At 72.7% G+C, this 22,977-nt stretch carries 20 protein-coding genes; all 20 read left to right on the top strand.

Annotated features, from left to right (window positions below):
• The first annotated feature begins 49 nt into the window (after nucleotides 1-49).
• The 20 genes from rpoZ to ACFVN5_RS09665 all read left to right on the top strand — a co-directional run bounded on the left by rpoZ (nucleotide 50) and on the right by ACFVN5_RS09665 (nucleotide 22,906).
• Nucleotides 50-307 (top strand): DNA-directed RNA polymerase subunit omega, encoded by a 258-nt coding sequence (gene rpoZ, locus ACFVN5_RS09760; RefSeq protein ID WP_067947279.1) that lies wholly within the window; start codon nucleotides 50-52, stop codon nucleotides 305-307.
• Between the two features lie 10 nt (nucleotides 308-317).
• Entirely contained in the window at nucleotides 318-1,574 is a 1,257-nt protein-coding gene (gene coaBC, locus ACFVN5_RS09755; protein WP_376954857.1) for a bifunctional phosphopantothenoylcysteine decarboxylase/phosphopantothenate--cysteine ligase CoaBC, read from the top strand.
• Nucleotides 1,571-2,764 carry a methionine adenosyltransferase gene (gene metK / locus ACFVN5_RS09750; protein WP_376954855.1) on the top strand — a complete coding sequence of 398 codons (1,194 nt, stop codon included), beginning with the start codon at nucleotides 1,571-1,573 and terminating at the stop codon, nucleotides 2,762-2,764. The genes coaBC and metK overlap by 4 nt, the downstream gene beginning before the upstream one ends.
• A 1-nt stretch (nucleotide 2,765) precedes the next feature.
• A complete protein-coding gene (locus tag ACFVN5_RS09745) occupies nucleotides 2,766-4,730 on the top strand; it encodes a primosomal protein N' (RefSeq protein WP_376954854.1) in 1,965 nt (654 codons plus the stop codon).
• A gap of 69 nt (nucleotides 4,731-4,799) precedes the next feature.
• Nucleotides 4,800-5,738 carry a methionyl-tRNA formyltransferase gene (fmt, locus tag ACFVN5_RS09740; protein WP_376954853.1) on the top strand — a complete coding sequence of 313 codons (939 nt, stop codon included), beginning with the start codon at nucleotides 4,800-4,802 and terminating at the stop codon, nucleotides 5,736-5,738.
• Entirely contained in the window at nucleotides 5,735-7,252 is a 1,518-nt protein-coding gene (locus ACFVN5_RS09735; RefSeq protein WP_376954852.1) for an RsmB/NOP family class I SAM-dependent RNA methyltransferase, read from the top strand. Before fmt ends, ACFVN5_RS09735 begins: the two co-directional genes overlap by 4 nt.
• A 10-nt stretch (nucleotides 7,253-7,262) precedes the next feature.
• Nucleotides 7,263-7,934 carry a ribulose-phosphate 3-epimerase gene (gene rpe / locus ACFVN5_RS09730; RefSeq protein WP_376954851.1) on the top strand — a complete coding sequence of 224 codons (672 nt, stop codon included), beginning with the start codon at nucleotides 7,263-7,265 and terminating at the stop codon, nucleotides 7,932-7,934.
• A gap of 9 nt (nucleotides 7,935-7,943) precedes the next feature.
• A complete protein-coding gene (locus tag ACFVN5_RS09725; protein WP_148734894.1) occupies nucleotides 7,944-8,207 on the top strand; it encodes a phosphoribosyl-ATP diphosphatase in 264 nt (87 codons plus the stop codon).
• A gap of 45 nt (nucleotides 8,208-8,252) precedes the next feature.
• Entirely contained in the window at nucleotides 8,253-9,092 is an 840-nt protein-coding gene (gene hisG / locus ACFVN5_RS09720) for an ATP phosphoribosyltransferase (protein ID WP_376954850.1), read from the top strand.
• Between the two features lie 10 nt (nucleotides 9,093-9,102).
• Complete coding sequence (hisF, locus tag ACFVN5_RS09715; RefSeq protein WP_376954849.1) at nucleotides 9,103-9,864, top strand: imidazole glycerol phosphate synthase subunit HisF; 762 nt, start codon at nucleotides 9,103-9,105, stop codon at nucleotides 9,862-9,864.
• On the top strand, nucleotides 9,861-10,274 hold the full coding sequence (gene hisI, locus ACFVN5_RS09710; RefSeq protein WP_376954848.1) for a phosphoribosyl-AMP cyclohydrolase: 414 nt from the start codon (nucleotides 9,861-9,863) through the stop codon (nucleotides 10,272-10,274). The genes hisF and hisI overlap by 4 nt, the downstream gene beginning before the upstream one ends.
• A 34-nt stretch (nucleotides 10,275-10,308) precedes the next feature.
• The gene (locus tag ACFVN5_RS09705; RefSeq protein WP_376954847.1) at nucleotides 10,309-11,829 is read left to right on the top strand and encodes an anthranilate synthase component I; all 1,521 of its coding nucleotides are present in this window, start codon (nucleotides 10,309-10,311) and stop codon (nucleotides 11,827-11,829) included.
• Nucleotides 11,826-12,611, top strand: a complete 786-nt coding sequence (locus tag ACFVN5_RS09700) for a Trp biosynthesis-associated membrane protein (RefSeq protein ID WP_376954846.1) — start codon at nucleotides 11,826-11,828, stop codon at nucleotides 12,609-12,611. The genes ACFVN5_RS09705 and ACFVN5_RS09700 overlap by 4 nt, the downstream gene beginning before the upstream one ends.
• Before the next feature lie 33 nt (nucleotides 12,612-12,644).
• On the top strand, nucleotides 12,645-12,875 hold the full coding sequence (locus tag ACFVN5_RS09695; protein WP_376954844.1) for a DUF6704 family protein: 231 nt from the start codon (nucleotides 12,645-12,647) through the stop codon (nucleotides 12,873-12,875).
• A 3-nt stretch (nucleotides 12,876-12,878) separates the two neighbouring features.
• Complete coding sequence (gene trpC, locus ACFVN5_RS09690) at nucleotides 12,879-13,649, top strand: indole-3-glycerol phosphate synthase TrpC (RefSeq protein WP_376954843.1); 771 nt, start codon at nucleotides 12,879-12,881, stop codon at nucleotides 13,647-13,649.
• Nucleotide 13,650: 1 nt separating this feature from the next.
• Nucleotides 13,651-14,859, top strand: a complete 1,209-nt coding sequence (trpB, locus tag ACFVN5_RS09685; protein ID WP_376954842.1) for a tryptophan synthase subunit beta — start codon at nucleotides 13,651-13,653, stop codon at nucleotides 14,857-14,859.
• Nucleotides 14,856-15,641 (top strand): tryptophan synthase subunit alpha, encoded by a 786-nt coding sequence (gene trpA, locus ACFVN5_RS09680; RefSeq protein WP_376954840.1) that lies wholly within the window; start codon nucleotides 14,856-14,858, stop codon nucleotides 15,639-15,641. Before trpB ends, trpA begins: the two co-directional genes overlap by 4 nt.
• 59 nt (nucleotides 15,642-15,700) lie before the next feature.
• A complete protein-coding gene (lgt, locus tag ACFVN5_RS09675; protein WP_376954839.1) occupies nucleotides 15,701-16,711 on the top strand; it encodes a prolipoprotein diacylglyceryl transferase in 1,011 nt (336 codons plus the stop codon).
• A 91-nt stretch (nucleotides 16,712-16,802) separates the two neighbouring features.
• Nucleotides 16,803-21,395: a glutamate synthase large subunit gene (gltB, locus tag ACFVN5_RS09670; RefSeq protein ID WP_376954838.1), complete on the top strand. Its 4,593-nt coding sequence runs from the start codon at nucleotides 16,803-16,805 to the stop codon at nucleotides 21,393-21,395.
• Between the two features lie 53 nt (nucleotides 21,396-21,448).
• Nucleotides 21,449-22,906, top strand: coding sequence for a glutamate synthase subunit beta (locus ACFVN5_RS09665; RefSeq protein WP_376954837.1), 1,458 nt, complete (start codon nucleotides 21,449-21,451; stop codon nucleotides 22,904-22,906).
• Nucleotides 22,907-22,977: the final 71 nt, after the last annotated feature.

The raw sequence follows: 22,977 nt of genomic DNA, 5'->3' as shown, positions 1-22,977 counted from the left end.
GACTTTCCGCGCACTCCGGTGCGCCCGTTCCGTCTGAAGGAGTTCCTCCATGGCTGAGAAGCTGTCCGGCATCATCGATCCGCCCATCGACGACCTGCTCTCGAAGGTCGACTCGAAGTACCAGCTCGTGATCTTCGCGTCGAAGCGCGCGCGCCAGATCAACGACTACTACGCGGACCTGCACGAGGGCAGCCTCTTCGACAACGTCGGGCCGCTCGTCGACTCGTCGATCGACGACAAGCCGCTGTCGGTCGCGCTCCACGAGATCAACGAGGACAAGCTCCGGCTCCGCCCCATCGGCGAATAGCACGGCGCGGATGTCGCGGCTCAACATCGTCGTCGGCATCACCGGCGGCATCGCGGCGTACAAGGCCGTCGGCGTCGTCCGCGCGCTCGTGCTCGCCGGGCACGACGTCCACGTCGTGCCCACCGAGGGCGCGCTCCGCTTCGTGGGGCGTCCGACGCTCGAGGCGATCTCGCGCAACCCCGTGCACACCGACCTCTACGAGGGCGTCGCCGAGGTCCGCCACGTCGCCATCGGGCAGGCCGCCGACCTCATCGTGATCGCACCGGCCACGGCCAACACGATCGCGAAGCTCGCCACGGGCCTCGCCGAGGACCTGCTCGGCAACACCGTGCTCGCGAGCGAGGCGCCCGTCGTCATCGCCCCCGCGATGCACACCGAGATGTGGCGGCATCCGGCGACCCAGGCGAACATCGCCACCCTCCGTTCGCGCGGAGTCACCGTCGTCGGTCCGGCCATCGGCCAGCTCACGGGCGCCGACAGCGGGCCCGGGCGCATGGAGGAGCCCGACGTGATCGCGGCCGCCGCGCTCGAGGTCGCCGCGGCATCCGGTCGACGCGACCTCGCGGGCATGCGCGTCGTCGTGACAGCCGGCGGCACGCGGGAGCCGCTCGATCCCGTGCGGTTCCTCGGCAACCGCTCCAGCGGCAAGCAGGGCGTCGCCATCGCCGAGGCCGCTCGCGCGCGCGGCGCCGAGGTGACCCTCGTCGCCGCGAACCTCGAGGTGCCCGACCCCGGCGGCTGCGACATCCGCCGCGTGTCGACCGCGCTCGAGCTGCAGGATGCCGTGACCGACGCCGCTCGCGGCGCCGACGTCGTGGTGATGGCCGCCGCCGTCGCCGACTACCGTCCGGCCGACGTGAGCGAGTCGAAGCTCAAGAAGGACGCGAGCGACGCCGGGCTGACGCTCGAGCTCGTGCGCAATCCCGACATCCTCGCCGGGCTCGGGCATGCGCCGCACGACGGCACGCTGCTCGTGGGCTTCGCCGCCGAGACCGAGCCCGACGACGAGAAGCTCCTCGCGCTCGGTCGCGCCAAGCGCGAGGCGAAGGGCGCCGACCTGCTCGTGGTCAACCGCGTGGGCTGGCACGAGGGGTTCGCGAGCGACGAGAACCGCATCGTGGTGATCGGAGCCGACGGCGGCATCGTCACACGAGCACACGGAACGAAGACATCAGTGGCCCATGACATCCTCGACGTGGTTGTCTCGATGGTGACGACCTCAGCGGCCGACGCCGACACCACGAAGGAACACGAGCCCACGACATGAGCGCACTCCGACTGTTCACCTCCGAATCCGTCACCGAGGGTCACCCCGACAAGATCTGCGACCAGGTCTCCGACTCGATCCTCGACGCGCTGCTCACCGTCGACCCGCACGCCCGTGTCGCCGTCGAGACGCTCGTGACGACCGGACTCGTCCACGTGGCGGGCGAGGTGACGACGACCGGATACGTCGAGATCCCGGCGATCGTGCGCGACCGCGTGACCTCGATCGGCTACAACTCGTCGGATGTGTGGTTCGACGGCCGCTCGTGCGGCGTCTCCGTGTCGATCGGGGGGCAATCGCCCGACATCGCGCAGGGCGTCGACAACGCCTTCGAGACCCGCGAGCGCGACAGCGACGACGCACTCGACCGTCAGGGCGCGGGCGACCAGGGCATCATGTTCGGCTACGCCACCCGCGAGACCCGCGAGCTCATGCCCGTGCCGATCTGGCTCGCGCACCGGCTCGCCGAGCGGCTCGCCGCGGTGCGCAAGCAGGGCGAGCTCGACTACCTTCGTCCCGACGGCAAGACCCAGGTCACCGTCGGCTACGACGGACAGGTGCCGCGCACCATCGAGACCGTCGTGCTCTCGACGCAGCACTCGCCGGCCGTCTCGACCGAGCAGCTGCGCGCCGAGGTCGAGGAGCTCGTGATCCAGCCGGTGCTCGAGACCGTCGAGCTCTCGCGTTCCGACCTCTCGGTGCTCATCAACCCGACCGGCCGCTTCGAGATCGGCGGACCGCAGGGCGACGCGGGCCTCACCGGGCGCAAGATCATCATCGACACGTACGGCGGCGCGAGCCGGCACGGCGGCGGCGCCTTCAGCGGCAAGGACCCGTCGAAGGTCGATCGCTCGGCGGCGTACGCCATGCGCTGGGTCGCGAAGAACGCGGTCGCGGCCGGGCTCGCCGATCGGATCGAGCTGCAGGTCGCGTACGCGATCGGCAAGGCGGCGCCCGTCGGCCTCTACGTCGAGTCGTTCGGCACGGCCCACGTGCCCGAGGAGCGCATCATCGGCGCGATCCGCGAGGTGTTCGACCTGCGGCCCGCGGCGATCATCCGCGACCTCGACCTGTTGCGCCCGATCTACGCGAAGACCGCGACCTACGGCCACTTCGGCCGCGAACTGCCCGAGTTCACCTGGGAGCGGCTCGACCGCGTCGACGACCTCCGCAGCGCCGCCGGGCTCTGACGTGCCGGGCGGCGCCGTCGCCAGGGTGCTCGTCGACTCGCCCCTGCCGCAGCTCGACCAGCTCTTCGACTACGCGGTGCCCGAACCCCTCCGCGAGCGGGCGCGCCCCGGGGTCCGGGTGCGCGTGCCGCTGCGCACCGGCGGCCGGATCGCCGACGGGTGGCTCGTGGAGCTCGCCGACACGAGCGAGTACGGCGGCACGCTGAGCGAGCTCGAGGACGTCGTGTCTGACGTGCCCATGCTCGTCCCCGAGGTGTGGACGCTCGCGCGCGCCGTCGCCGACCGGGCCGCGGGCAATGCGAGCGACATCCTGCGCCTCGCCGTCCCGAGCCGCTACGTGCGGGTGGAGCGATCGTGGCTCGCCTCGCCGGGCGACCCCGGCCCCCTGCCCGAGGCGCCGCCGCCGATCCACGGGGCGCCGGCGGGCGCGATCGAAGGGGGCATCGACCGCGGCGAGCGGATGACCCTCGGCGCGGATCCGCGTCCGCTGCGCCTGCCGACGGGGGAGTGGGTCGGCGCGTGGGCCGTCACGCTGGCGCAGGCGGCCGCCCACGCGCTGCACGGCGACCGCTCGGCGCTGCTCGTCGTGCCCGACTACCGCGACCAGGAGCAGCTCGAGGCGGCGCTCCACGCCCTCGTCGACTCGCGACGCGTGCTGCGCACCGACGCCCGCCAGTCGGGCGGCGACCGCTACCGCGCGTTCCTCGACGCCACGCGCGACGACGCCCGCATCATCGTCGGCAACCGTTCGACCGTGTACGCGCCGGCCGCCCGACTCGGCCTGATCGCGATCTGGGACGACGGCGACGCGCTCCTCAACGAACCGCTCGCACCGGGCGTGCATCCGCGTGACGCGGCGCTCGTGCGCCAGGAGCAGAGCAGTGCCGCGCTGCTCTTCGCGGCCCACACCCGCAGCGTCGAGGTCGAGCGGCTCGTCGGGATCGGCTGGGTGCATGCGCTCGAGCCGGCCGCGCAGGTGCGCCCGAAGGTCGTCCTGACCGAGCAGCAGGCGAGCCCTGAGCCGGGGTCCGCGCGCATCCCGTCGGCGGCCTGGCGGCAGGCGCAGGAGGCGGTGCGCGAGGGTCCGGTGCTCGTCCAGGTGGCCCGTCCGGGCAACGCCCCGCTGCTCGCGTGCGACCGCTGCCGGGAGCCGGCCCACTGCGCGGCCTGCGGGGGCACGCTCGTGGTGCCGCGCGGCGGCGGTGACCCGCGCTGCGTGCTGTGCGGCACGAGCGCGAGCGGCTGGCGCTGCCCGGTGTGCGACGGCACGCGCCTGCGCGCCGCGACCGTGGGCGCGAGCCGCACCGCCGAGGAGCTGGGCCGCGCCTTCCCGCGCGCCCGGGTGATCCTCTCCGACGGCGAGCGGCCCGTGCTGCGTGTCGGCGCCGAGCCGGCGCTCGTCGTCGCCACGCGTGGCGCCGAACCCCTCGCCGACGGCGGCTACCGGGCCGTCGTGCTCCTCGACGGCGAGCGGATGCTGCTGCGGGAGTCCCTGCGCGTCGCCGAGGACTGCCTGCGGTGGTGGTCGAACGCCAGCGCGCTGGCGGCTCACGGCGCGCCGGTGTTCCTCGTGGGCGTCGGCGGAGCGCTGGCCACCGCGCTGTCCACGTGGCGCCAGCCCGAGTGGGCGGCCACCGAGCTGGCGGCGCGGCGCGCGCTGCGCTTCCCGCCCGCGGTGCGGGTCGCGAGCGTGACCGCCGGGCACGCGGCGGTCACCCGCGCCGTCGACGCGGTGCGCGGCATCGAGGGCGTCGACGTGCTCGGACCGGCGCCCACCGGCGACGAGGACGCGGGCCTGCAGCGGGCGATCGCGCGGTTCGACTACGGCGCGGGCGCCCGGGTCGCGCGCGAGCTGCGCGCCGAGATGATCCGCGTGGCGACCGAGCGACGGCGGCCCGTCGCCGGGCGTCCCGTGCGGCGACCGCCGGTGCTGCGCGTGCGGTTCGACGATCCCGACGTGCCCTGACGCCGTCTGCGATGCTGCCGGCCCGTCGGTCCGGCGCCTGCCGTGCGCGGCCGTCGGCCACAATGGAGTGTGCAGAAGCTCCGTCTCGTGTTCGCCGGCACGCCGGCCGCCGCCGTCCCGTCGCTCGAACGACTCGCCGTGAGCGGGCACGAGATCGTCGCGGTGGTCACGCGCCCCGCGGCGCAGCAGGGCCGCAAGCGTGTGCTGACGCCCTCGCCGGTCGCCACCGCGGCCGAGCGACTCGGGCTCGCCGTCATCGAGGCAGCGCGGCTCGACGAGCCGACGACGCGGCGCATCCTCGAGCTCGAACCCGACCTCGGCGTCATCGTCGCCTACGGGGGCCTCGTCCGCGAGCCGCTGCTGTCGGCGCCCCCGCACGGCTGGATCAACCTGCACTTCTCGCTCCTGCCCGCCTGGCGCGGTGCCGCCCCCGTGCAGCACGCGCTCATCGCCGGCGACGCCGAGACCGGGGCATCCGTGTTCCGGCTCGTGCCCGAGCTCGACGCGGGCGACGTGTTCGCCATGCGGGCCCGACCGTCGGGCGACGGCACCGCGGGCGAGCTGCTCGACGCGCTCGCGGACGAGGGCGCCGACCTGCTCGCCGAGGTGGTCGACGGCATCGCCGACGGATCGGCGTCCGCGACGCCGCAGGCGGGGGAGCCCACGTTCGCGCCGAAGCTCGGCATCGACGACGCGCGGCTCGACTGGACGGCTTCCGCCGACGCGGTGCGCAGCCGCTTCCGCGGCGTCACGCCCGAGCCCGGCGCGTGGACCACGGTCGACGAGCAGCGCGTGAAGGTGCTCGACCTCGGCGAGGCGAGCGAGACGACGGCGACGGATGCCGCGGCGCTCGCCCCCGGCGCCCTCGAGCTCGTCGGGCGACGCCTCCTCGTCGGCACCGGCACGGGCGCGCTCGAGCTGCGCCGCGTCCAGCCCGCCGGCCGCACCGCGATGTCCGCGGCGGACTGGTGGCGCGGCTCCGGCCGCGATGGGGCGGTGGCGCGATGAGCACCGGGCAGGGTGGAGACGGCGGACGCGGCGCGAGCGGCGGCGATCGGAGGGGCCGCACCCAGGGCTCCGCACGCGATCGTGGCAACCGCACCGGCCGCCGCGACGAACGTCGCGACGAACGCGTCTCGCCGGCACGGCTCGTGGCGTACGACGTGCTCGCGGCGGTGCGCGCCGACGAGGCCTACGCGAACCTCCTCCTGCCCGTGCGCATCCGCCGGGCGGGGTTGAGCAAGGCCGACGCCGCGCTCGCGACCGAGCTCACGTACGGCACGCTCCGCCGGCAGGGCACGTACGACCAGGTCATCGAGCTCGCCGCGGGCCGGCCGACGTCGGCGATCGATCCGGCCGTCCTCGACGTGCTGCGGCTCGGCGCGCACCAGTTGCTCGCGACCCGGGTGCCGACCCACGCGGCGGTCAACGAGCAGGTCGCGCTCGCCCGCCGGGTCGAGCAGAAGGCGGCGGGCTTTGCGAACGCCGTGCTGCGCACGATCTCGCGAACCTCGCCCGAGGGCTGGCGGGAGCTCATCGCCGAGGGCGCGCCCAGCGAGGAGGAGCGCCTCGCGCGCCTCGAGAGCCACCCCGAGTGGATCGTCCGCGCGTTCCGCGCCGCGCTCGAGCACGAGGGCCGCGGCGACGAGCTCGAGGCGCTGCTCGCCGCCGACAACGCCTCGCCCCGCGTGAACCTCGCGGTGCTCCCGGGCCTCGGCGCCGACGTCGACGACGTCCCGGGCTTCGAACCCGACCGGTACTCGCCGATCGGCGGCGTCGCCGACGACGCGATCGCCGCGGCCGAGTCCTCCGAGGGTCGCGTCCGCGTGCAGGACGAGGGGTCCCAGCTCGCCGCGCTCGCCCTCACCCGTGCGGCACCGGTGCGGCCGGGGGAGCGCTGGCTCGACCTGTGCGCCGGCCCCGGCGGCAAGACCGCCGTGCTCGCCGCCGAGGCCGCCACGGGCGGCGCGGTGCTCGCCGCGAACGAGCTCGTCCCGACCCGCGCCGACCTCGTGCGCACGGCGATCGCGGGAGTGCCGCTGCCCGTCGAGGTACGCGTGGGCGACGGCCGAACGGTCGACGCGGCTGAGTTCGGCGCCCCCGACGGGTTCGACCGCATCCTCCTCGACGCCCCGTGCACGGGACTCGGCGCGCTCCGGCGACGGCCGGAGGCGCGGTGGCGCAAGGCGCCGTCGGACGTCGCCGAGCTGACCCGCCTGCAGGGCGACCTGTTCGACGCGGCGGTGCGGGCGCTCGCGCCGGGCGGCATCCTCGCGTACGTCACCTGCTCGCCGCACACCGCCGAGACCCACGGGACGCTGAACGCGGCGCTCCGGCGATGGGGCGGCGGCATCCGGCAGCTCGACACGCAGGCCGTCATGCAGGGCGTGGCGCGGCATCCGCTCGACCTCGCCGGTGCGCCCGAGACCGCCCAGCTCTGGCCGCACCGGCACGGCACGGACGCGATGTTCGTCGCGCTCGTGCAGCGAACGACGACGGATGCCCCGGAGGCCGCTCGCTAGGCTTGGCGGCATGACGACGCGCATCAACCCGAGCATCCTCGCCGCGGACTTCGCGAACCTCGAGCACGAGCTCGGGCGCATCGCGTCGGCGGACCTGGTGCACGTCGACATCATGGACAACCACTTCGTGCCGAACCTCACGTTCGGCCTGCCCATGGTCGAGCGGCTGCAGCAGGTCTCGCCCATCCCGCTCGACGTGCACCTCATGATCGACGACCCCGACCGCTGGGCGCCGGGCTACGCCGAGGCCGGCGCAGCCTCGGTCACGTTCCACGCCGAGGCGGCGGGCGAGCCCGTGTCGCTCGCACGACGGCTGCGCGAGATCGGCGCGCGCGCGGGCATCGCGCTGAAGCCGGGCACGGATGCCACGCCCTTCCTCGACCTCCTGCCCGAGTTCGACCAGGTGCTGATCATGACCGTCGAGCCGGGCTTCGGGGGCCAGTCGTTCATCCCCGAGACCATGCCGAAGCTGCGCCGCGTCGCCGACGCCGTACGCAACGCGGGACTCGACGTGTGGCTGCAGGTCGACGGCGGCATCACCGCCGACACCATCGGCATCGCCGCCGAGGCGGGCGCGAACACGTTCGTCGCGGGATCCGCCGTCTTCGGCGGGGAGGTGCCGGCCGAGCGCATCGCGTCGCTGCGCGACGCCGCGTCGGCGCACACCCACGCGCATCGGTAGGCTGGTCGAGTGAAATCCTTCGACGACCTCTTCGTCGAGCTCAGCGACAAAGCCACCACCCGTCCAGAGGGTTCCGGCACCGTGCGCCAGCTCGACGCCGGCGTGCACGCCATCGGCAAGAAGATCGTCGAGGAGGCGGCCGAGGTCTGGATGGCCGCCGAGTACCAGGGCGACGACGAGACCGCCGAGGAGATCTCGCAGCTGCTCTACCACCTGCAGGTGCTCATGCTCGCGAAGGGGCTGACCCTCGCCGACGTGTACCGACATCTCTGATCCGCCATGACCGCAGATCAGTTCCGTCGACACGAAAGCCAGGGAATGCTCCGAATCGCCGTGCCCAACAAGGGCTCGCTCTCCGACACCGCCGCGCAGATGCTCTACGAGGCCGGGTACACCGGCCGCCGCGACCCGCGCGAGCTCATCGTCGCCGACCCCCGCAACGGGGTCGAGTTCTTCTACCTCCGCCCCCGAGACATCGCCACCTACGTCGGCTCGGGCGCGCTCGACGTGGGCATCACCGGCCGCGACCTGCTGCTCGACTCGGGCTCCGACGCCACCGAGATCGCGCCGCTCGGCTTCGGCGACTCGACGTTCCGCTTCGCCGGCGCGCCCGGGGCGTACTCGGTGCTCGCCGACCTGCAGGGCGTCCGGGTCGCGACGAGCTACCCAGGCCTCGTCGGGGCCTTCCTCGAGCGCAACGGCGTCACGGCCAAGCTCGTGAAGCTCGACGGCGCCGTCGAGTCGGCCGTGCGGCTCGGTGTCGCGGATGCCGTCGCCGACGTCGTCTCGACCGGGGGCACGCTGCGCAAGGCGGGCCTCGACATCTTCGGGCCGGTCATCCTCGACTCCGAGGCCGTGCTCATCGGCTCGGGCGTCGAGAAGCCCGGCACGAACACGCTCATGCGGCGCCTCCAGGGCGTGCTCGTCGCCCGGCAGTACGTGATGCTCGACTACGACGTGCCCCTGACCGCGCTCGAGGCCGCCACGGCCGTCGCGCCGGGCTTCGAGTCGCCCACGGTGTCGCCGCTCCACGACAAGGACTGGGCGGCCGTGCGCGTCATGATCCCGCGCGTGGACATGAACCACGTCATGGACGACCTGTACGCCCTGGGCGCACGGGCGATCCTCGTGAGCGCGATCCACGCGGCACGACTGTAGGGGAGCGCGCATGTCCCTCGCCGTCCGAGTGATCCCGTGCCTCGACGTGGCCGGCGGCCGCGTCGTCAAGGGCGTCAACTTCCAGAACCTGCGCGACGCGGGCGACCCCGTCGAGCTCGCCGCGCGCTACTCCGACCAGGGCGCCGACGAGCTCACGTTCCTCGACGTCACCGCGACCGTCGACGACCGATCCACCACCTACGGGATGGTGCAGCGCGTCGCCGAGCAGGTCTTCATCCCGCTCACCGTCGGCGGCGGCGTGCGCTCCGCCGAGGACGTCGCGCGCCTGCTCGGGCACGGCGCCGACAAGATCGGCGTGAACAGCGCCGCCATCGCGCGCCCGCAGCTCGTCGCCGAGATCGCTGACCGGTTCGGCGCGCAGGTGTGCGTGCTCTCGCTCGACGTGAAGCGCTCCGACCGCACGCCGTCGGGCTTCGTCGTGACGACGCACGGCGGCCGCACCGAGACCGACCTCGATGCGCTCGAGTGGGCGCGCACCGCCATCGAGCTCGGCGCGGGCGAGCTGCTCGTGAACTCCATCGACGCCGACGGCACGAAGCAGGGCTTCGACCTCGAGCTCACGGCGCTCATGCACGAGCTCGCGAGCGTCCCGGTGATCGCCTCGGGCGGCGCCGGCGCCGTCGGCGACTTCGGGCCGGCGATCGCGGCGGGCGCCGACGCGGTGCTCGCGGCATCCGTGTTCCACAACGGCGAGATCACCATCGCCGAGGTCAAGGCCGCCCTCGCGGCCGAGGGGAGGGTCGTGCGATGAGCGAACCGGGCGACGAGGAGCTGGAGCGGGACGACGAGGAGTGGACGCCTGACGGATCCCCGCTCGACCGCGCGGCCTTCAATGCCGACGGCCTGCTGCCGGCGATCATCCAGGAGGACGGCACGGGCGAGGTGCTCATGCTCGGCTGGATGGACCGTGAGGCGATGCGGCGCACGCTCACCGAGGGACGGGTGACGTTCTGGTCGCGCTCGCGGCAGGAGTACTGGCGCAAGGGCGACACCTCGGGCCACGTGCAGTACGTGCGTGCCGCCGCCCTCGACTGCGACGCGGACACGCTGCTCGTCATGGTCGAGCAGGTCGGCGCGGCGTGCCACACCGGCACGCGCACCTGCTTCGACGGCGACCCGCTCGAGGTGCGCAAGGGCATCGCGCCCGCCGCGGCCGACTGACGACGACACCCGCCGAGACGACGAGGAGACCCGAGTGCCCGCCACCACGAGCTTCGAGGAGTTCACCGCGCTGCTGCCCGGCCGCCGGGTCGTCCCGGTGACGCGAGAGCTCTTCGCCGACGGCGAGACGCCGGTCGGCATCTACCGCAAGCTCGCCGAAGGGCGCCCGGGCACCTTCCTGCTCGAATCCGCCGAGCAGGGCGGCATCTGGTCGCGGTACTCGTTCGTCGGCGCCTCGTCGTACGGCGTGCTCACCGAGTACGAGGGCCGCGTCGAATGGCAGGACTACGGGCTGAGCGCGGAGCGCGCGCTCGGCGACGCGGCCGACCTCGCGCCGCTCGCCGCGCTCGAGGCGCTGTTCGAGCGCTGGCGCACCGAGGACGTGCCGGGCGCGCCGCCGCTCACCGGCGGCCTCGTGGGCTTCATCGGGTGGGACGCGATTCGCCAGATCGAGCACCTGCCGAATCGCCCGCCCGCCGACTTCCGGATGCCGGGACAGGCGTTCTCGTTCGTGTCGGAGCTCGTCGTGATCGACCACCGCACCGGCACCGTGCAGCTCGTGACTTCCGTGCTCAACGACGGCGACGACGCCGCCGACGCGCTCTGGGTCGACGCGCAGGAGCGACTCGACCGGATGCAGCGGCGCCTCGCCCGCCCGTCCGAGGCGTGGCTCGCCGAGATCGACCTCTCGACCGCCGCGAGCCCCGCGCATCGCACCGAGAAGGCCGACTTCCTCGCCGCCGTCGAGCGCTCGAAAGAGTACATCCGCGAGGGCGACATCTTCCAGGTCGTGATCGCGCAGCGGTTCGAGCTCGAGGCGACCGCGCACCCGCTCGACGTCTACCGCGTGCTGCGCAGCCTCAACCCGAGCCCGTACATGTACGTGCTGCACCTCGAGGACCCGGCGGGCGAGCCGTACTGGATCGTGGGCTCGTCTCCCGAGGCGCTCGTGAAAGTGCAGGACGGCCGCGTGTTCACGCACCCGATCGCGGGCTCCAAGCCGCGCGGCGCGACGCCCGAGCAGGACGCCGAGCTCGAGGCCGAGCTCGTGGCCGACCCGAAGGAGCAGGCGGAGCACCTCATGCTCGTCGACCTGGCCCGCAACGACCTCGCGAAGGTCTGCCTCGCGGGTTCGGTCGAGGTCACCGAGTTCATGCGCGTCGAGCGGTTCAGCCACATCATGCACCTCGTGTCGTCGGTCGAGGGCGACCTGCGGGATGACGCGAATGCGGTCGACGTGTTCCGTGCGACCTTCCCGGCGGGCACGCTCTCGGGCGCGCCGAAGCCGCGCGCGCTCGAGATCATCGACGAGCTGGAGCCCGCGCAGCGCGGCCTGTACGGCGGCGTCGTCGGGTACTTCGGCTTCGGCGGCGACGCCGACCTCGCGATCGCGATCCGCACGGCGACCATCTCCGGCGGCGTGGCGCGTGTCCAGGCGGGGGGCGGCCTCGTGGCCGACTCGGTGCCCGAGTCCGAGTTCCAGGAGTCGGTGAACAAGGCCGCGGCGCCGCTGCGCGCGGTCGCCGTCGCGAACGCGATGCGGAGGGTCGAGTGACCGCCGCGCGCATGAAGCTGCCGGTCATCGTCATCACGATCATCGGCGCCGGCCTCGCGCTGCTCTCGTGGAGCCAGACCTGGTACGAGCTCCGGCTCGCGGATGCCGCGGCGGGCGGCGAGGCGATCGCCGTGCCCGGCAGCGTCGCCTCGCCCGCCCTCGCCGCGCTCGGCCTCGCCGGGCTGGCGCTCGTCGCCGCGCTGGCGATCGCCGGACCGGGCATCAGGATGGTCCTCGGCGTGCTCGAGATCCTCCTCGGCGGCTGCGTCCTCCTCGCGGCCGGCGTCTCGCTGGGCGATCCGGTGGCCGCGGTCGCCCCGGCGGTCACGGACGCCACGGGCGTCACCGGCTCCGGACCGACCGCCGAGCTCGTGGCCTCGGCGACCGCGACCGCGTGGCCCGTCGCGGCGATCGCCGGCGGCGTGCTGCTCGTCCTCGCGGGGATCGCCGTGCTCGTCACCGGCACCCGCTGGCCCGCGTCCTCGCGCCGGTACCGCGGGGCGCGCCTGGCCGACACCGGGGAGCCCGGCTCGGCCGGGGACCGCGAGCGCGCGGCATCCGATCGCGCCGTCGACGACTGGGACGAGCTCAGCCGCGGGGACGACCCCACCGACGACGAGCCCGACGCGGTCGTCGACGAGCCCGCCGCGACCCGTGCGACCGACCCGCCTGACACCCCCGCGGCATCCGCCCGGGCCGACGCGGACGACGCGAGGGCGGCGCCCGAGGCGCCCGCCGACGACGCCGCGACGGGCGAAGGCCCGACCGGTGCCAGCCGCTAGACTGACCCCCGAACCCCGCAACGAAGGAGCATCATGAGCACTGAGCACGCAGATCCCGGCCACGGACACTCGCCCGCGGCGTGGACCTCCGTCACGATCATGCTCATCGCGTTCGTCATCGGCACGGTGGCGTTCTTCTTCGACGTGCAGTGGCTCGTCTGGGCCTCCGCGGGCCTGCTCCTCATCGGCGCGATCGTCGGCTGGATCCTCGCCCGCGCCGGCTACGGCGTCGGCGGCGTGAAGACCGCCGAGAGGGTGCACTGACGCGTGCTGTCCGAGCTGACGGCGAATGCGGTCGCCGATTCTCTGTCGCGCCGTGACGCGCGCCCCCTCGCCGAGGTCGAGCGCGCAGCGCTCGCGCGTCCGACGGCCATCGACGCCCTCGAGGTGCTGAGACCCGCCGAGCACATCAAGGTCATCGCCGAGATCAAGCGCTCGAGCCCGTCGCGCGGCGCGCTGGCGCAGATCGCCGACCCCGCCGCGCTCGCCCGCAGCTACGAGCTGGGCGGGGCGAGCGCGATCAGCGTGCTCACCGAGGGGCGCCGCTTCGGCGGGTCGCTCGACGACCTCGAGGCGGTGCGCGCCGCCGTGTCGCTGCCCGTGCTGCGCAAGGACTTCATCGCGACGCCGTACCAGGTGCTCGAGGCCCGCGCCGCCGGCGCCGACCTCGTGCTCCTCATCGTCGCGGCGCTCGACGATGCGACACTGCGCGAGCTCTTCGACCTCATCGTCGAGCTCGGCATGACGCCGCTCGTCGAGACGCACTCCGCCGAGGAGCTCGACCGGGCCGCCGCGCTCGGCGCCCGGCTCATCGGCGTGAACGCCCGCGACCTCTCCTCGTTCGAGCTCGACCGCGACCTCTTCGGCCGGCTCGCCGAGCGCTTCCCGGCCGACGCGATCAAGGTCGCCGAGTCCGCGGTGCTGTCGGCGGCCGACGTGGCGCACTACCGCGCCGCGGGCGCCGACGTCGTGCTCGTCGGCGAGGCGCTCGTGACGGGCGACCCCATCGAAAACCTCCGAGCCTTCCTGGCGGTGTGACATGGCGCTGAGAGCGCAGACCGGTCCGTACTTCGGCGACTTCGGCGGGCGCTTCGTGCCCGAGTCCCTCGTCGCCGCCCTCGACGAGCTGGGCGAGGCGTACGACCTCGCGAAGCTCGACCCCGCGTTCGGCGAGGAGCTCGCCGAGCTCGGCCGCAGCTACACGGGGCGTCCGTCGATCATCACGGAGGTGCCGCGGTTCGCCGCGCACGCCGGCGGTGCGCGCATCATCCTGAAGCGCGAGGACCTGAACCACACGGGCTCGCACAAGATCAACAACGTGCTCGGTCAGGCGCTGCTGACGAAGCGCATCGGCAAGACGCGTGTGATCGCCGAGACGGGCGCCGGCCAGCACGGCGTCGCCACGGCGACCGCGGCCGCCCTGTTCGGCCTCGAGTGCACGATCTACATGGGCGAGGTCGACACCGAGCGCCAGGCGCTCAACGTCGCGCGCATGCGGTTGCTCGGCGCCGAGGTCGTGGCGGTGAAGGCGGGCTCCCGCACGCTCAAGGACGCCATCAACGAGGCGATGCGCGACTGGGTCACGAACGTGGCGACCACCAACTACATCTTCGGCACGGTCGCGGGCCCGCACCCGTTCCCCGAGATGGTGCGCGACTTCCAGAAGATCATCGGCGAGGAGGCGCGCCAGCAGGTGCTCGAGCTCACCGGTGCGCTGCCCACCGCGGTCACCGCGTGCGTCGGCGGCGGTTCGAACGCGATCGGCGTCTTCCACGCCTTCCTCGACGACGCCGACGTTCGCCTCGTCGGCTACGAGGCCGGCGGCGAGGGCGTCGACACCGAGCGCCACGCCGCGACCATCACCAAGGGCCGCCCCGGCGTGCTGCACGGCGCCCGAAGCTACCTGCTGCAGGACGAGGACGGCCAGACGATCGAGTCGCACTCGATCTCCGCGGGCCTCGACTACCCGGGCGTCGGCCCCGAGCACGCCTGGCTCGCCGCGATCGGCCGTGCCGAGTACCGCCCCGTGACCGATGCGGCGGCCATGGAGGCGCTCCGCCTGCTCACGCGCACCGAGGGCATCATCCCCGCCATCGAGTCCGCGCACGCCCTCGCGGGCACGCTCGAGCTCGGCCGCGAGCTCGGACCCGACGCCACGATCCTCGTGAGCCTCTCGGGTCGCGGCGACAAGGACATGGACACCGCGGCGAAGTACTTCGACCTGTACGACGAGGGAGCTACCGAATGAGGACGGTCGGGTCGGTCATCCGCCGCCGCAACGAGGAGGCGCGAGGCGCGCTCATCGGCTACCTCCCGGTCGGCTTCCCGACGCTCGACGAGAGCGTCGAGGCCGCCGTCGCGCTCGTCGAGCACGGCGTCGACGTGCTCGAGCTCGGCCTGCCGTACTCCGACCCCGTCATGGACGGACCGGTCATCCAGGCGGCGACGCAGCGGGCCCTCCAGAACGGGTTCCGCCTCGCCGACGGCTTCGAGGCGGTGCGCCGCATCACCGAGCGCACGGATGCCCCGGTGCTGATCATGACCTACTGGAACCCCGTCGTGCAGTACGGCGTCGACCGCTTCGCCGACGACCTCGCCGCGGCCGGGGGAGCGGGCCTCATCACGCCCGACCTCATCCCCGACGAGGCGGCCGACTGGATCGCGGCATCCGAGCGCACCGGGCTCGACCGCGTGTTCCTCGCGGCGCCCACCTCGACCGACGCGCGCATCGCGCAGGCCGTCGACGCGAGCCGCGGCTTCGTGTACGCCGTCTCGACGATGGGCATCACGGGCGCGCGCAGCGACGTCGACCACGCCGCGCGCACGCTCGTGTCCCGCCTCGCCGACGCGGGCTCGCCCGCGAGCTGCGTCGGCCTGGGCATCTCCACGGCCGCGCAGGTGTCCGAGGTGCTCGAGTACGCCGACGGCGCGATCGTCGGCTCGGCGCTCGTGAAGGCGCTGGCCGACGGTGGGGTCGCCGCCGCCGGCGACCTGGCGGCGGAGCTCGCACGCGGCACGCAGCCCGAGTGAAGTACGCTCTTGGAGGCCGCCGCGGCGGCCGCACCCCCTGACGAAAGGCAGTCGACGGCGTGATCGCTCCGTTCAGCATCCCGAGCCCGGATTACGCGTGGCAGGTCCTCGAGATCCCGATCTTCGGCTGGACCCTGAACATCCACATGTACGCGCTGTGCATCCTCGCGGGCATCGTGCTCGCGGTGATCATCACCGGTCGCCGCCTCACGAAGCGCGGCGCCGAGCCCGGCGTCGTGCTCGACATCGCGCTGTGGGCGGTGCCGCTCGGCATCATCGGTGCGCGCCTGTACCACGTGCTCACGCACCCCGATGACTACTTCTATCCGGGCGCCAACGTCTGGAACCCGTTCCAGCCGGGCGCGATCTGGAACATCTGGGAGGGCGGCAACGCCATCTACGGCTCGCTGATCGGCGGCGCCATCGGTGTCCTGATCGGCTGCCGCTTCACCGGCATCCGGTTCTGGTCGTTCGCCGACGCGCTCGCGCCGGGCCTGCTGGTGGCCCAGGCCGTCGGCCGCCTCGGCAACTGGTTCAACCACGAGCTGTTCGGCATGCCGACCGACCTGCCGTGGGGTCTCCAGATCGAGGCCGACAACGCCGCGTTCCCGGCCGGCCTCGCCGCCGGCACGCTGTTCCACCCCACGTTCCTCTACGAGATCGTCTGGAACCTCGCGGGCGCCGCGCTCATCGTCTTCCTCGAGCGCCGCATCAACCTGCGCTGGGGCAAGGCGTTCGCGCTCTACCTGATCTGGTACGGCACGGGCCGCGCGTTCTTCGAGGCGATCCGCGTCGACCCGAGCGAGATGTTCCTCGGCGTGCGCGTGAACGTGTGGGCGTCGTGGGCCGCGGTCGTGCTCGGCATCGTCCTCTACCTCGTGCAGCGCCGCCGGCACCTCGGCGACGAGCCCTCGCCGTACGTTCCCGGCCGTGAATGGAAGGGACCCGACGCTGAGGTAGACTCAGACGAAATCGAGTCCGACTCCGACTCTCTCGACGATGGCGTCGAGGGTGAGAACACCACGGGCGAGACCGCAGCCACAAGCTCGAGCCGGTCCAGCACTCCGTAGCGTCCAGCGCACGTTCTCCGACGCGACGCCGCACCATGCGTCGCGACATCCCTTCGATGGGCCGACGACGTCCCCCGCTGTTATCTAGTTGATGAGGACGGTCCACGTGTCGCTCACTCCACCCTTCTCGAGGTTCGGTCTCGTTCCCGACGCGCAGGGCATGTACGACCCCGCCGCCGAGAAGGACGCCTGCGGCCTCGCGATGGTCGCGACCCTGCGTGGCACCGCGGGGCACGACATCATCACGGCCGCGCTCGACGCGCTGCGACACCTCGAGCACCGCGGAGCGGTCGGCTCCGACGCCGGCACCGGTGACGGCGCGGGCATCATCACCCAGGTCCCCGACGCGTTCCTGCGCGCCGTCGTGCCCTTCGCGCTCCCGGCCGCCGGTGCCTACGCCGTCGGCAACGCGTTCCTCCCCGTCGACCCCACCACGCGCTCGAGCGTCAAGCGCCGGCTCGCCCAGCTCGCGGCATCCGAGGGGCTCGAGGTCATCGGATGGCGCGAGGTCCCCGTTCGGCCCGAGGAGCTCGGCACGCTGGCCCGCGCCGCCATGCCCGTGGTGCAGCAGCTCTACGTGCAGTCGTCCGCGACCACGTCCGAGGGCGACCGCCTCTCGGGCATCGCCCTCGACCGGCTCGCGTTCCGGCTCCGCAAGCGCGCCGAGCGCGAGATCGAGCTCTACTTCGCGTCGCTGTCGTGCCGCACGCTCGTCTACAAGGGCATGGTCACGACGCTCCAGCTCGAGCCGTTCTACCCCGACCTCTCCGACGAGCGGTTCGCGTCGAAGCTCGCGCTCGTGCACTCGCGCTACTCGACCAACACGTTCCCGTCGTGGCCGCTCGCCCAGCCGTTCCGGATGATCGCGCACAACGGCGAGATCAACACGATCCAGGGCAACCGCAACTGGATGCGCGCGCGCCAGTCGCAGCTCGAGTCGGAGCTGCTCGGCGACCTCGACCCGATCCTGCCCATCGTGACGCCCGGCGCAAGCGACTCGGCCTCGTTCGACGAGGTCGTCGAGCTGCTCACCCTCTCGGGCCGCAGCCTCCCGCACGCGGTCATGATGATGGTGCCCGAGGCGTGGGAGAACCAGACCGAGATCGACCCGGCCCGCCGGGAGTTCTACGAGTACCACTCGATGCTCATGGAGCCGTGGGACGGCCCCGCCGCGATCGTCTTCACGGACGGCTCGCTCGTCGGCGCGACGCTCGACCGCAACGGCCTCCGCCCCGGCCGGTACCTCGTCACCGACGACGGCCTCGTCGTGCTCGCGAGCGAGATCGGCGTGCTCGACATCGACGAGTCGAGGATCGTCCGCAAGGGCCGCCTGCAGCCCGGACGCATGTTCCTCGTCGACACCGAGGCAGGCCGCCTCATCGAGGACGACGAGATCAAGGCCGAGCTCGCAGCATCCGAGCCGTGGGGCGAGTGGCTCGACGCCGGTCGCATCCGCCTCGCCGAGCTGCCCGAGCGCGAGCACATCGTGCACCCGCCCGCCTCGGTGAACCGTCGCCAGAAGACCTTCGGCTACACCGAGGAGGAGGTGAAGATCCTCCTCACGCCGATGGCGCGCACCGGTCAGGAGCCGCTCGGCGCGATGGGATCCGACACCCCGATCGCGGTGCTCTCGAAGCGTCCGCGCCTCCTCTTCGACTACTTCACCCAGCAGTTCGCGCAGGTCACGAACCCGCCGCTCGACTCGATCCGCGAAGCGGTCGTCACATCGCTCGGCTCCTCGCTCGGACCCGAGCGCAACCTGCTCGACGCCGGACCCGAGCACGCGCGCCAGGTCGTCCTCGACTTCCCGGTCATCGACAACGACGAACTCGCGAAGATCGTGCACATCGACCCGCGCATCGGCTCGCGCACCACGAAGACGCTGAAGGGCCTCTACCGGGTCGACGACGGCCCCGAGGCGATGCGCGCGCGCCTCGACGAGCTCTGCGACGAGGTCGACGAGGCCATCGAGGAGGGCGCGTCGTTCATCGTCCTGAGCGACCGCGACTCGACCAAGGACCTCGCGCCGATCCCGTCGCTGCTCATGCTCTCCGCGGTGCACCACCACCTCATCCGGTCGCAGACCCGCATGAAGGTCGGCCTCGTCGTCGAGGCCGGCGACGTGCGCGAGGTGCACCACATCGCACTGCTCGTGGGCTTCGGGGCATCCGCCGTGAACCCCTACCTCGCGATGGAGACCTGCGAGGACCTGGTGCGCTCCGGCGTGATCACGGGCGTCACGCCCGAGCAGGCCGTGCACAACGTGATCAAGGCGCTCGGCAAGGGCGTGCTGAAGATCATGTCGAAGATGGGCATCTCGACCATCTCGTCGTACGCGGGCGCCCAGGCGTTCGAGGCCGTCGGCCTCTCGCAGGAGTTCATCGACGAGTACTTCACGGGCACCACCTCGAAGCTCGGCGGCGTCGGAATCGACGTGATCGCGGCCGAGAACGTGCACCGCCACCGCGTGGCCTACCCCGAGGACGTCGCCGTGCGGGCGCACGAGCGCCTCGCCACGGGCGGGGAGTACCAGTGGCGCCGCGACGGGTCGCCGCACCTCTTCAACCCCGAGACGGTGTTCCGCCTGCAGCACGCGACGCGGAACCGCCGCTACGACGTGTTCCGCGAGTACACGTCGCTGGTCGACTCGCAGGCCGAGGACCTCATGACGCTGCGCGGCATGTTCGCGCTCCGCACGGGCGTGCGGCCGCCGGTGCCGATCGACGAGGTCGAGTCGATCGAGTCGATCGTGAAGCGGTTCTCCACCGGCGCGATGAGCTACGGCTCCATCTCGAAGGAGGCGCACGAGACCCTCGCGATCGCGATGAACCGGCTCGGCGCCAAGTCGAACACGGGTGAGGGCGGCGAGGACCTCGACCGCCTGCTCGACCCCGAACGTCGCAGCGCGATCAAGCAGGTCGCCTCGGGTCGCTTCGGTGTCACGAGCATGTACCTCACCCACGCCGATGACATCCAGATCAAGCTCGCCCAGGGTGCGAAGCCCGGCGAGGGGGGCCAGCTGCCGCCGACGAAGGTGTACCCGTGGGTCGCGCGCACGCGGCACGCGACCGCCGGCGTCGGGCTCATCTCGCCGCCGCCGCACCACGACATCTACTCGATCGAAGACCTGAAGCAGCTCATCTTCGACCTCAAGCGGGCGAACCCCAAGGCGCGCGTGCACGTGAAGCTCGTGAGCCAGTCGGGCATCGGCGCGGTCGCGGCCGGCACGGCGAAGGCCCTCGCCGACGTGATCCTCGTGTCGGGGCACGACGGCGGCACCGGCGCGAGCCCGCTGAACTCGCTGAAGCACGCGGGCACGCCGTGGGAGCTCGGACTCGCCGAGACGCAGCAGACGCTCATGCTCAACGGCATGCGCGACCGCGTCGTCGTGCAGGTCGACGGCCAGCTGAAGTCGGGCCGCGACGTCATCGTCGGCGCCCTGCTCGGCGCCGAGGAGTTCGGCTTCGCCACGGCGCCGCTCGTGGTGGAGGGCTGCGTCATGATGCGCGTCTGCCACCTCGACACGTGCCCGGTCGGCGTCGCCACGCAGAACCCCGAGCTGCGCAAGCGCTTCACGGGCAAGCCCGAGTTCGTGGTCAACTTCTTCGAGTTCATCGCGCAGGAGGTGCGGGAGTACCTCGCCGAGCTCGGCTACCGCTCGCTCGACGAGGTCATCGGCCGCCGCGACCTGCTCGACGTCGACCGGGCGGTCGAGCACTGGAAGGCGTCGGGCCTCGACCTCACGCCCGTCCTCGTCGGCCCCGACTTCTCGGAGTCCGAGCCGCGCCGCAACCTCCGCCAGCAGGACCACGAGCTCGACGAGCACTTCGACAACGAGCTCATCCGCCGCGGTGCGATCGTGCTCGACCAGGGCGGCAGCGTCGAGATCACGCTGCCGATCCGCAACACCGAGCGCGCCGTCGGCACGATGCTCGGCCACGAGGTGACCGTCCGCCACGGCGAGCACGGCCTCCCGTCGGGTTCGATCGACGTGACGCTGACCGGCTCGGCCGGCCAGTCGCTCGGCGCGTTCCTGCCGAGCGGCATCACGCTGCGCCTCGAGGGCGACTCGAACGACTACGTCGGCAAGGGACTCTCGGGCGGCCAGCTCATCCTGCGTCCCTCGCGCGACAGCGGCTTCGTCGCCGAGCGCAACGTCATCGCGGGCAACGTGATCGGCTACGGCGCGACGCGCGGCAGCATGTTCATCCGCGGCATCGTCGGCGAGCGGTTCCTCGTGCGCAACTCGGGCGCGACCGCCGTGGTCGAGGGCGTGGGCGACCACGCGCTCGAGTACATGACGGGCGGGCTGGCGCTCATCCTCGGCGACACCGGCCGCAACCTCGGCGCGGGCATGTCGGGCGGCACCGCCTACGTGCTCGGCCTGCGCGAGGGCCGCGTGAACCGGGAGGCGCTGAGCACCGGCGAGCTCGAGCTGCTCCCGCTCGGGAGCGCCGACATCGAGATCGTGCGCGACCTGCTCGAGCAGCACCTCGAGCAGACCGACTCCGCGGTCGCCGCGCAACTGCTCGCCGAGGGCGAGGCCGCGTTCGACCGCTTCACGAAGGTGCTGCCGCGCGACTACGCGGCGGTGCTCCGTACCCGCCAGAACGCGGTCGACGAGGGGCTGGACCCCGACGGCGACGTGGTGTGGACGCGAATCCTGGAGGTGACGGGTGGCTGAGACGACCGAGGCGTGGACGCGAGCCGTGCCCATGAACCGCATGGAGGTGACGGGTGGCTGACCCGAAGGGCTTTCTGAAGGTCACCGAGCGGGAGCTGCCCAAGCGGCGCCCCGTGCCGGTGCGCATCATGGACTGGAAAGAGGTCTACGAGCAGGGCGACCCCGCCCAGCTCCGCCGCCAGGCCGGCCGCTGCATGGACTGCGGCATCCCGTTCTGCCACCAGGGCTGCCCGCTCGGCAACCTGATCCCCGAGTGGAACGACCTCATGTACCGCGGCGAGGGCCGCGCCGCGATCGAGCGCCTGCACGCGACGAACAACTTCCCCGAGTTCACGGGCCGTCTCTGCCCGGCTCCGTGCGAGTCGGCGTGCGTGCTCGGCATCAACCAGCCCGCCGTCACGATCAAGCAGGTCGAGGTCTCGATCATCGACCAGGCGTTCGGCAACGGCTGGGTGCAGCCGCAGCCGCCCGGGCGCCTCACCGGCAAGACCGTGGCCGTCGTCGGCTCGGGCCCCGCGGGGCTCGCCGCCGCACAGCAGCTCACGCGCGCCGGACACACGGTCGCGGTGTTCGAGCGCGACGACCGCATCGGCGGCCTGCTCCGCTACGGCATCCCCGACTTCAAGATGGAGAAGAAGCACCTCGACGCGCGGCTCGCGCAGATGACCGCCGAGGGCACCCGCTTCCGCGCGGGCGTGAACATCGGCGTCGACATCACGTGGGAGCAGCTCCGCGAGCGGTACGACGCGGTCGTGGTCGCCACGGGCGCGCTCGTGCCCCGCGACCTGCCGATCCCCGGGCGCGACCTGCCGGGCGTGCACTTCGCCATGGAGTACCTCGTGCAGTCGAACCGCCACCTCGCCGGCGACGAGGTCTTCGACCAGATCACGGCCGAGGGCAAGCACGTCGTCGTCCTCGGCGGCGGCGACACCGGCGCCGACTGCATCGGCACCGCGCACCGCCAGGGCGCGCTCTCGGTGACGAACCTCGCGATCGGCAAGCAGCCGAGCCCGTCGCGTCCGTCCGAGCAGCCGTGGCCGATGCACCCGACGCTGTTCGAGGTGCAGAGCGCGCACGAGGAGGGCGGCGTCCGCCAGTACCTCGCCTCGACCGTCGAGTTCCTCGCGAACGACGCGGGCGAGGTGCGCGCCATCCGGGTCGCCGAGACGGAGTACCTCGACGGGCGCCGCGTGCCGAAGGCGGGCACGGAGCGCGAGATCCCCGCGGACCTCGTGCTCCTCTCGCTCGGCTTCACGGGCCCCGAGACGCGCGAGCTCGACGAGCAGCTGCAGCTGCCCGTCACCGACCGCGGCAACATCGCCCGCGACGCCGACTACAGCACCGCTCAGCCGGGCGTGTTCGTCGCCGGCGACGCCGGACGCGGACAGTCCCTCATCGTGTGGGCCATCGCAGAGGGCCGCGCTGCGGCATCCGCCGTTGACCGGTACCTTGAAGGCGACACCGAGTTGCCGAGCCCGATCGCCGCGCACGCCCGCGCCTTCGCGATCTAGCCCACGCGGAGCGCCGTCGGCGCGACGCACGACCCACGACCAACGAACCCAGCGCCTCGGCGCGGAACACG

Source organism: Agromyces sp. NPDC057865 (assembly GCF_042796995.1).
Lineage (GTDB): Bacteria > Actinomycetota > Actinomycetes > Actinomycetales > Microbacteriaceae > Agromyces.
Note: the sequence above shows the minus strand (reverse complement) of the source record. Positions and strands in the feature narration are given on the sequence as shown.

Bases quoted from the DNA above. Each gene is read 5' to 3' on its own strand.
- rpoZ (WP_067947279.1), top strand. From the start codon at position 50: ATGGCTGAGAAGCTGTCCGGCATCATCGATCCGCCCATCGACGACCTG.
- coaBC (WP_376954857.1), top strand. From the start codon at position 318: ATGTCGCGGCTCAACATCGTCGTCGGCATCACCGGCGGCATCGCGGCG.
- metK (WP_376954855.1), top strand. From the start codon at position 1,571: ATGAGCGCACTCCGACTGTTCACCTCCGAATCCGTCACCGAGGGTCAC.
- ACFVN5_RS09735 (WP_376954852.1), top strand. From the start codon at position 5,735: ATGAGCACCGGGCAGGGTGGAGACGGCGGACGCGGCGCGAGCGGCGGC.
- rpe (WP_376954851.1), top strand. From the start codon at position 7,263: ATGACGACGCGCATCAACCCGAGCATCCTCGCCGCGGACTTCGCGAAC.
- hisG (WP_376954850.1), top strand. From the start codon at position 8,253: ATGCTCCGAATCGCCGTGCCCAACAAGGGCTCGCTCTCCGACACCGCC.
- hisF (WP_376954849.1), top strand. From the start codon at position 9,103: ATGTCCCTCGCCGTCCGAGTGATCCCGTGCCTCGACGTGGCCGGCGGC.
- hisI (WP_376954848.1), top strand. From the start codon at position 9,861: ATGAGCGAACCGGGCGACGAGGAGCTGGAGCGGGACGACGAGGAGTGG.
- ACFVN5_RS09695 (WP_376954844.1), top strand. From the start codon at position 12,645: ATGAGCACTGAGCACGCAGATCCCGGCCACGGACACTCGCCCGCGGCG.
- trpB (WP_376954842.1), top strand. From the start codon at position 13,651: ATGGCGCTGAGAGCGCAGACCGGTCCGTACTTCGGCGACTTCGGCGGG.
- trpA (WP_376954840.1), top strand. From the start codon at position 14,856: ATGAGGACGGTCGGGTCGGTCATCCGCCGCCGCAACGAGGAGGCGCGA.
- gltB (WP_376954838.1), top strand. From the start codon at position 16,803: ATGAGGACGGTCCACGTGTCGCTCACTCCACCCTTCTCGAGGTTCGGT.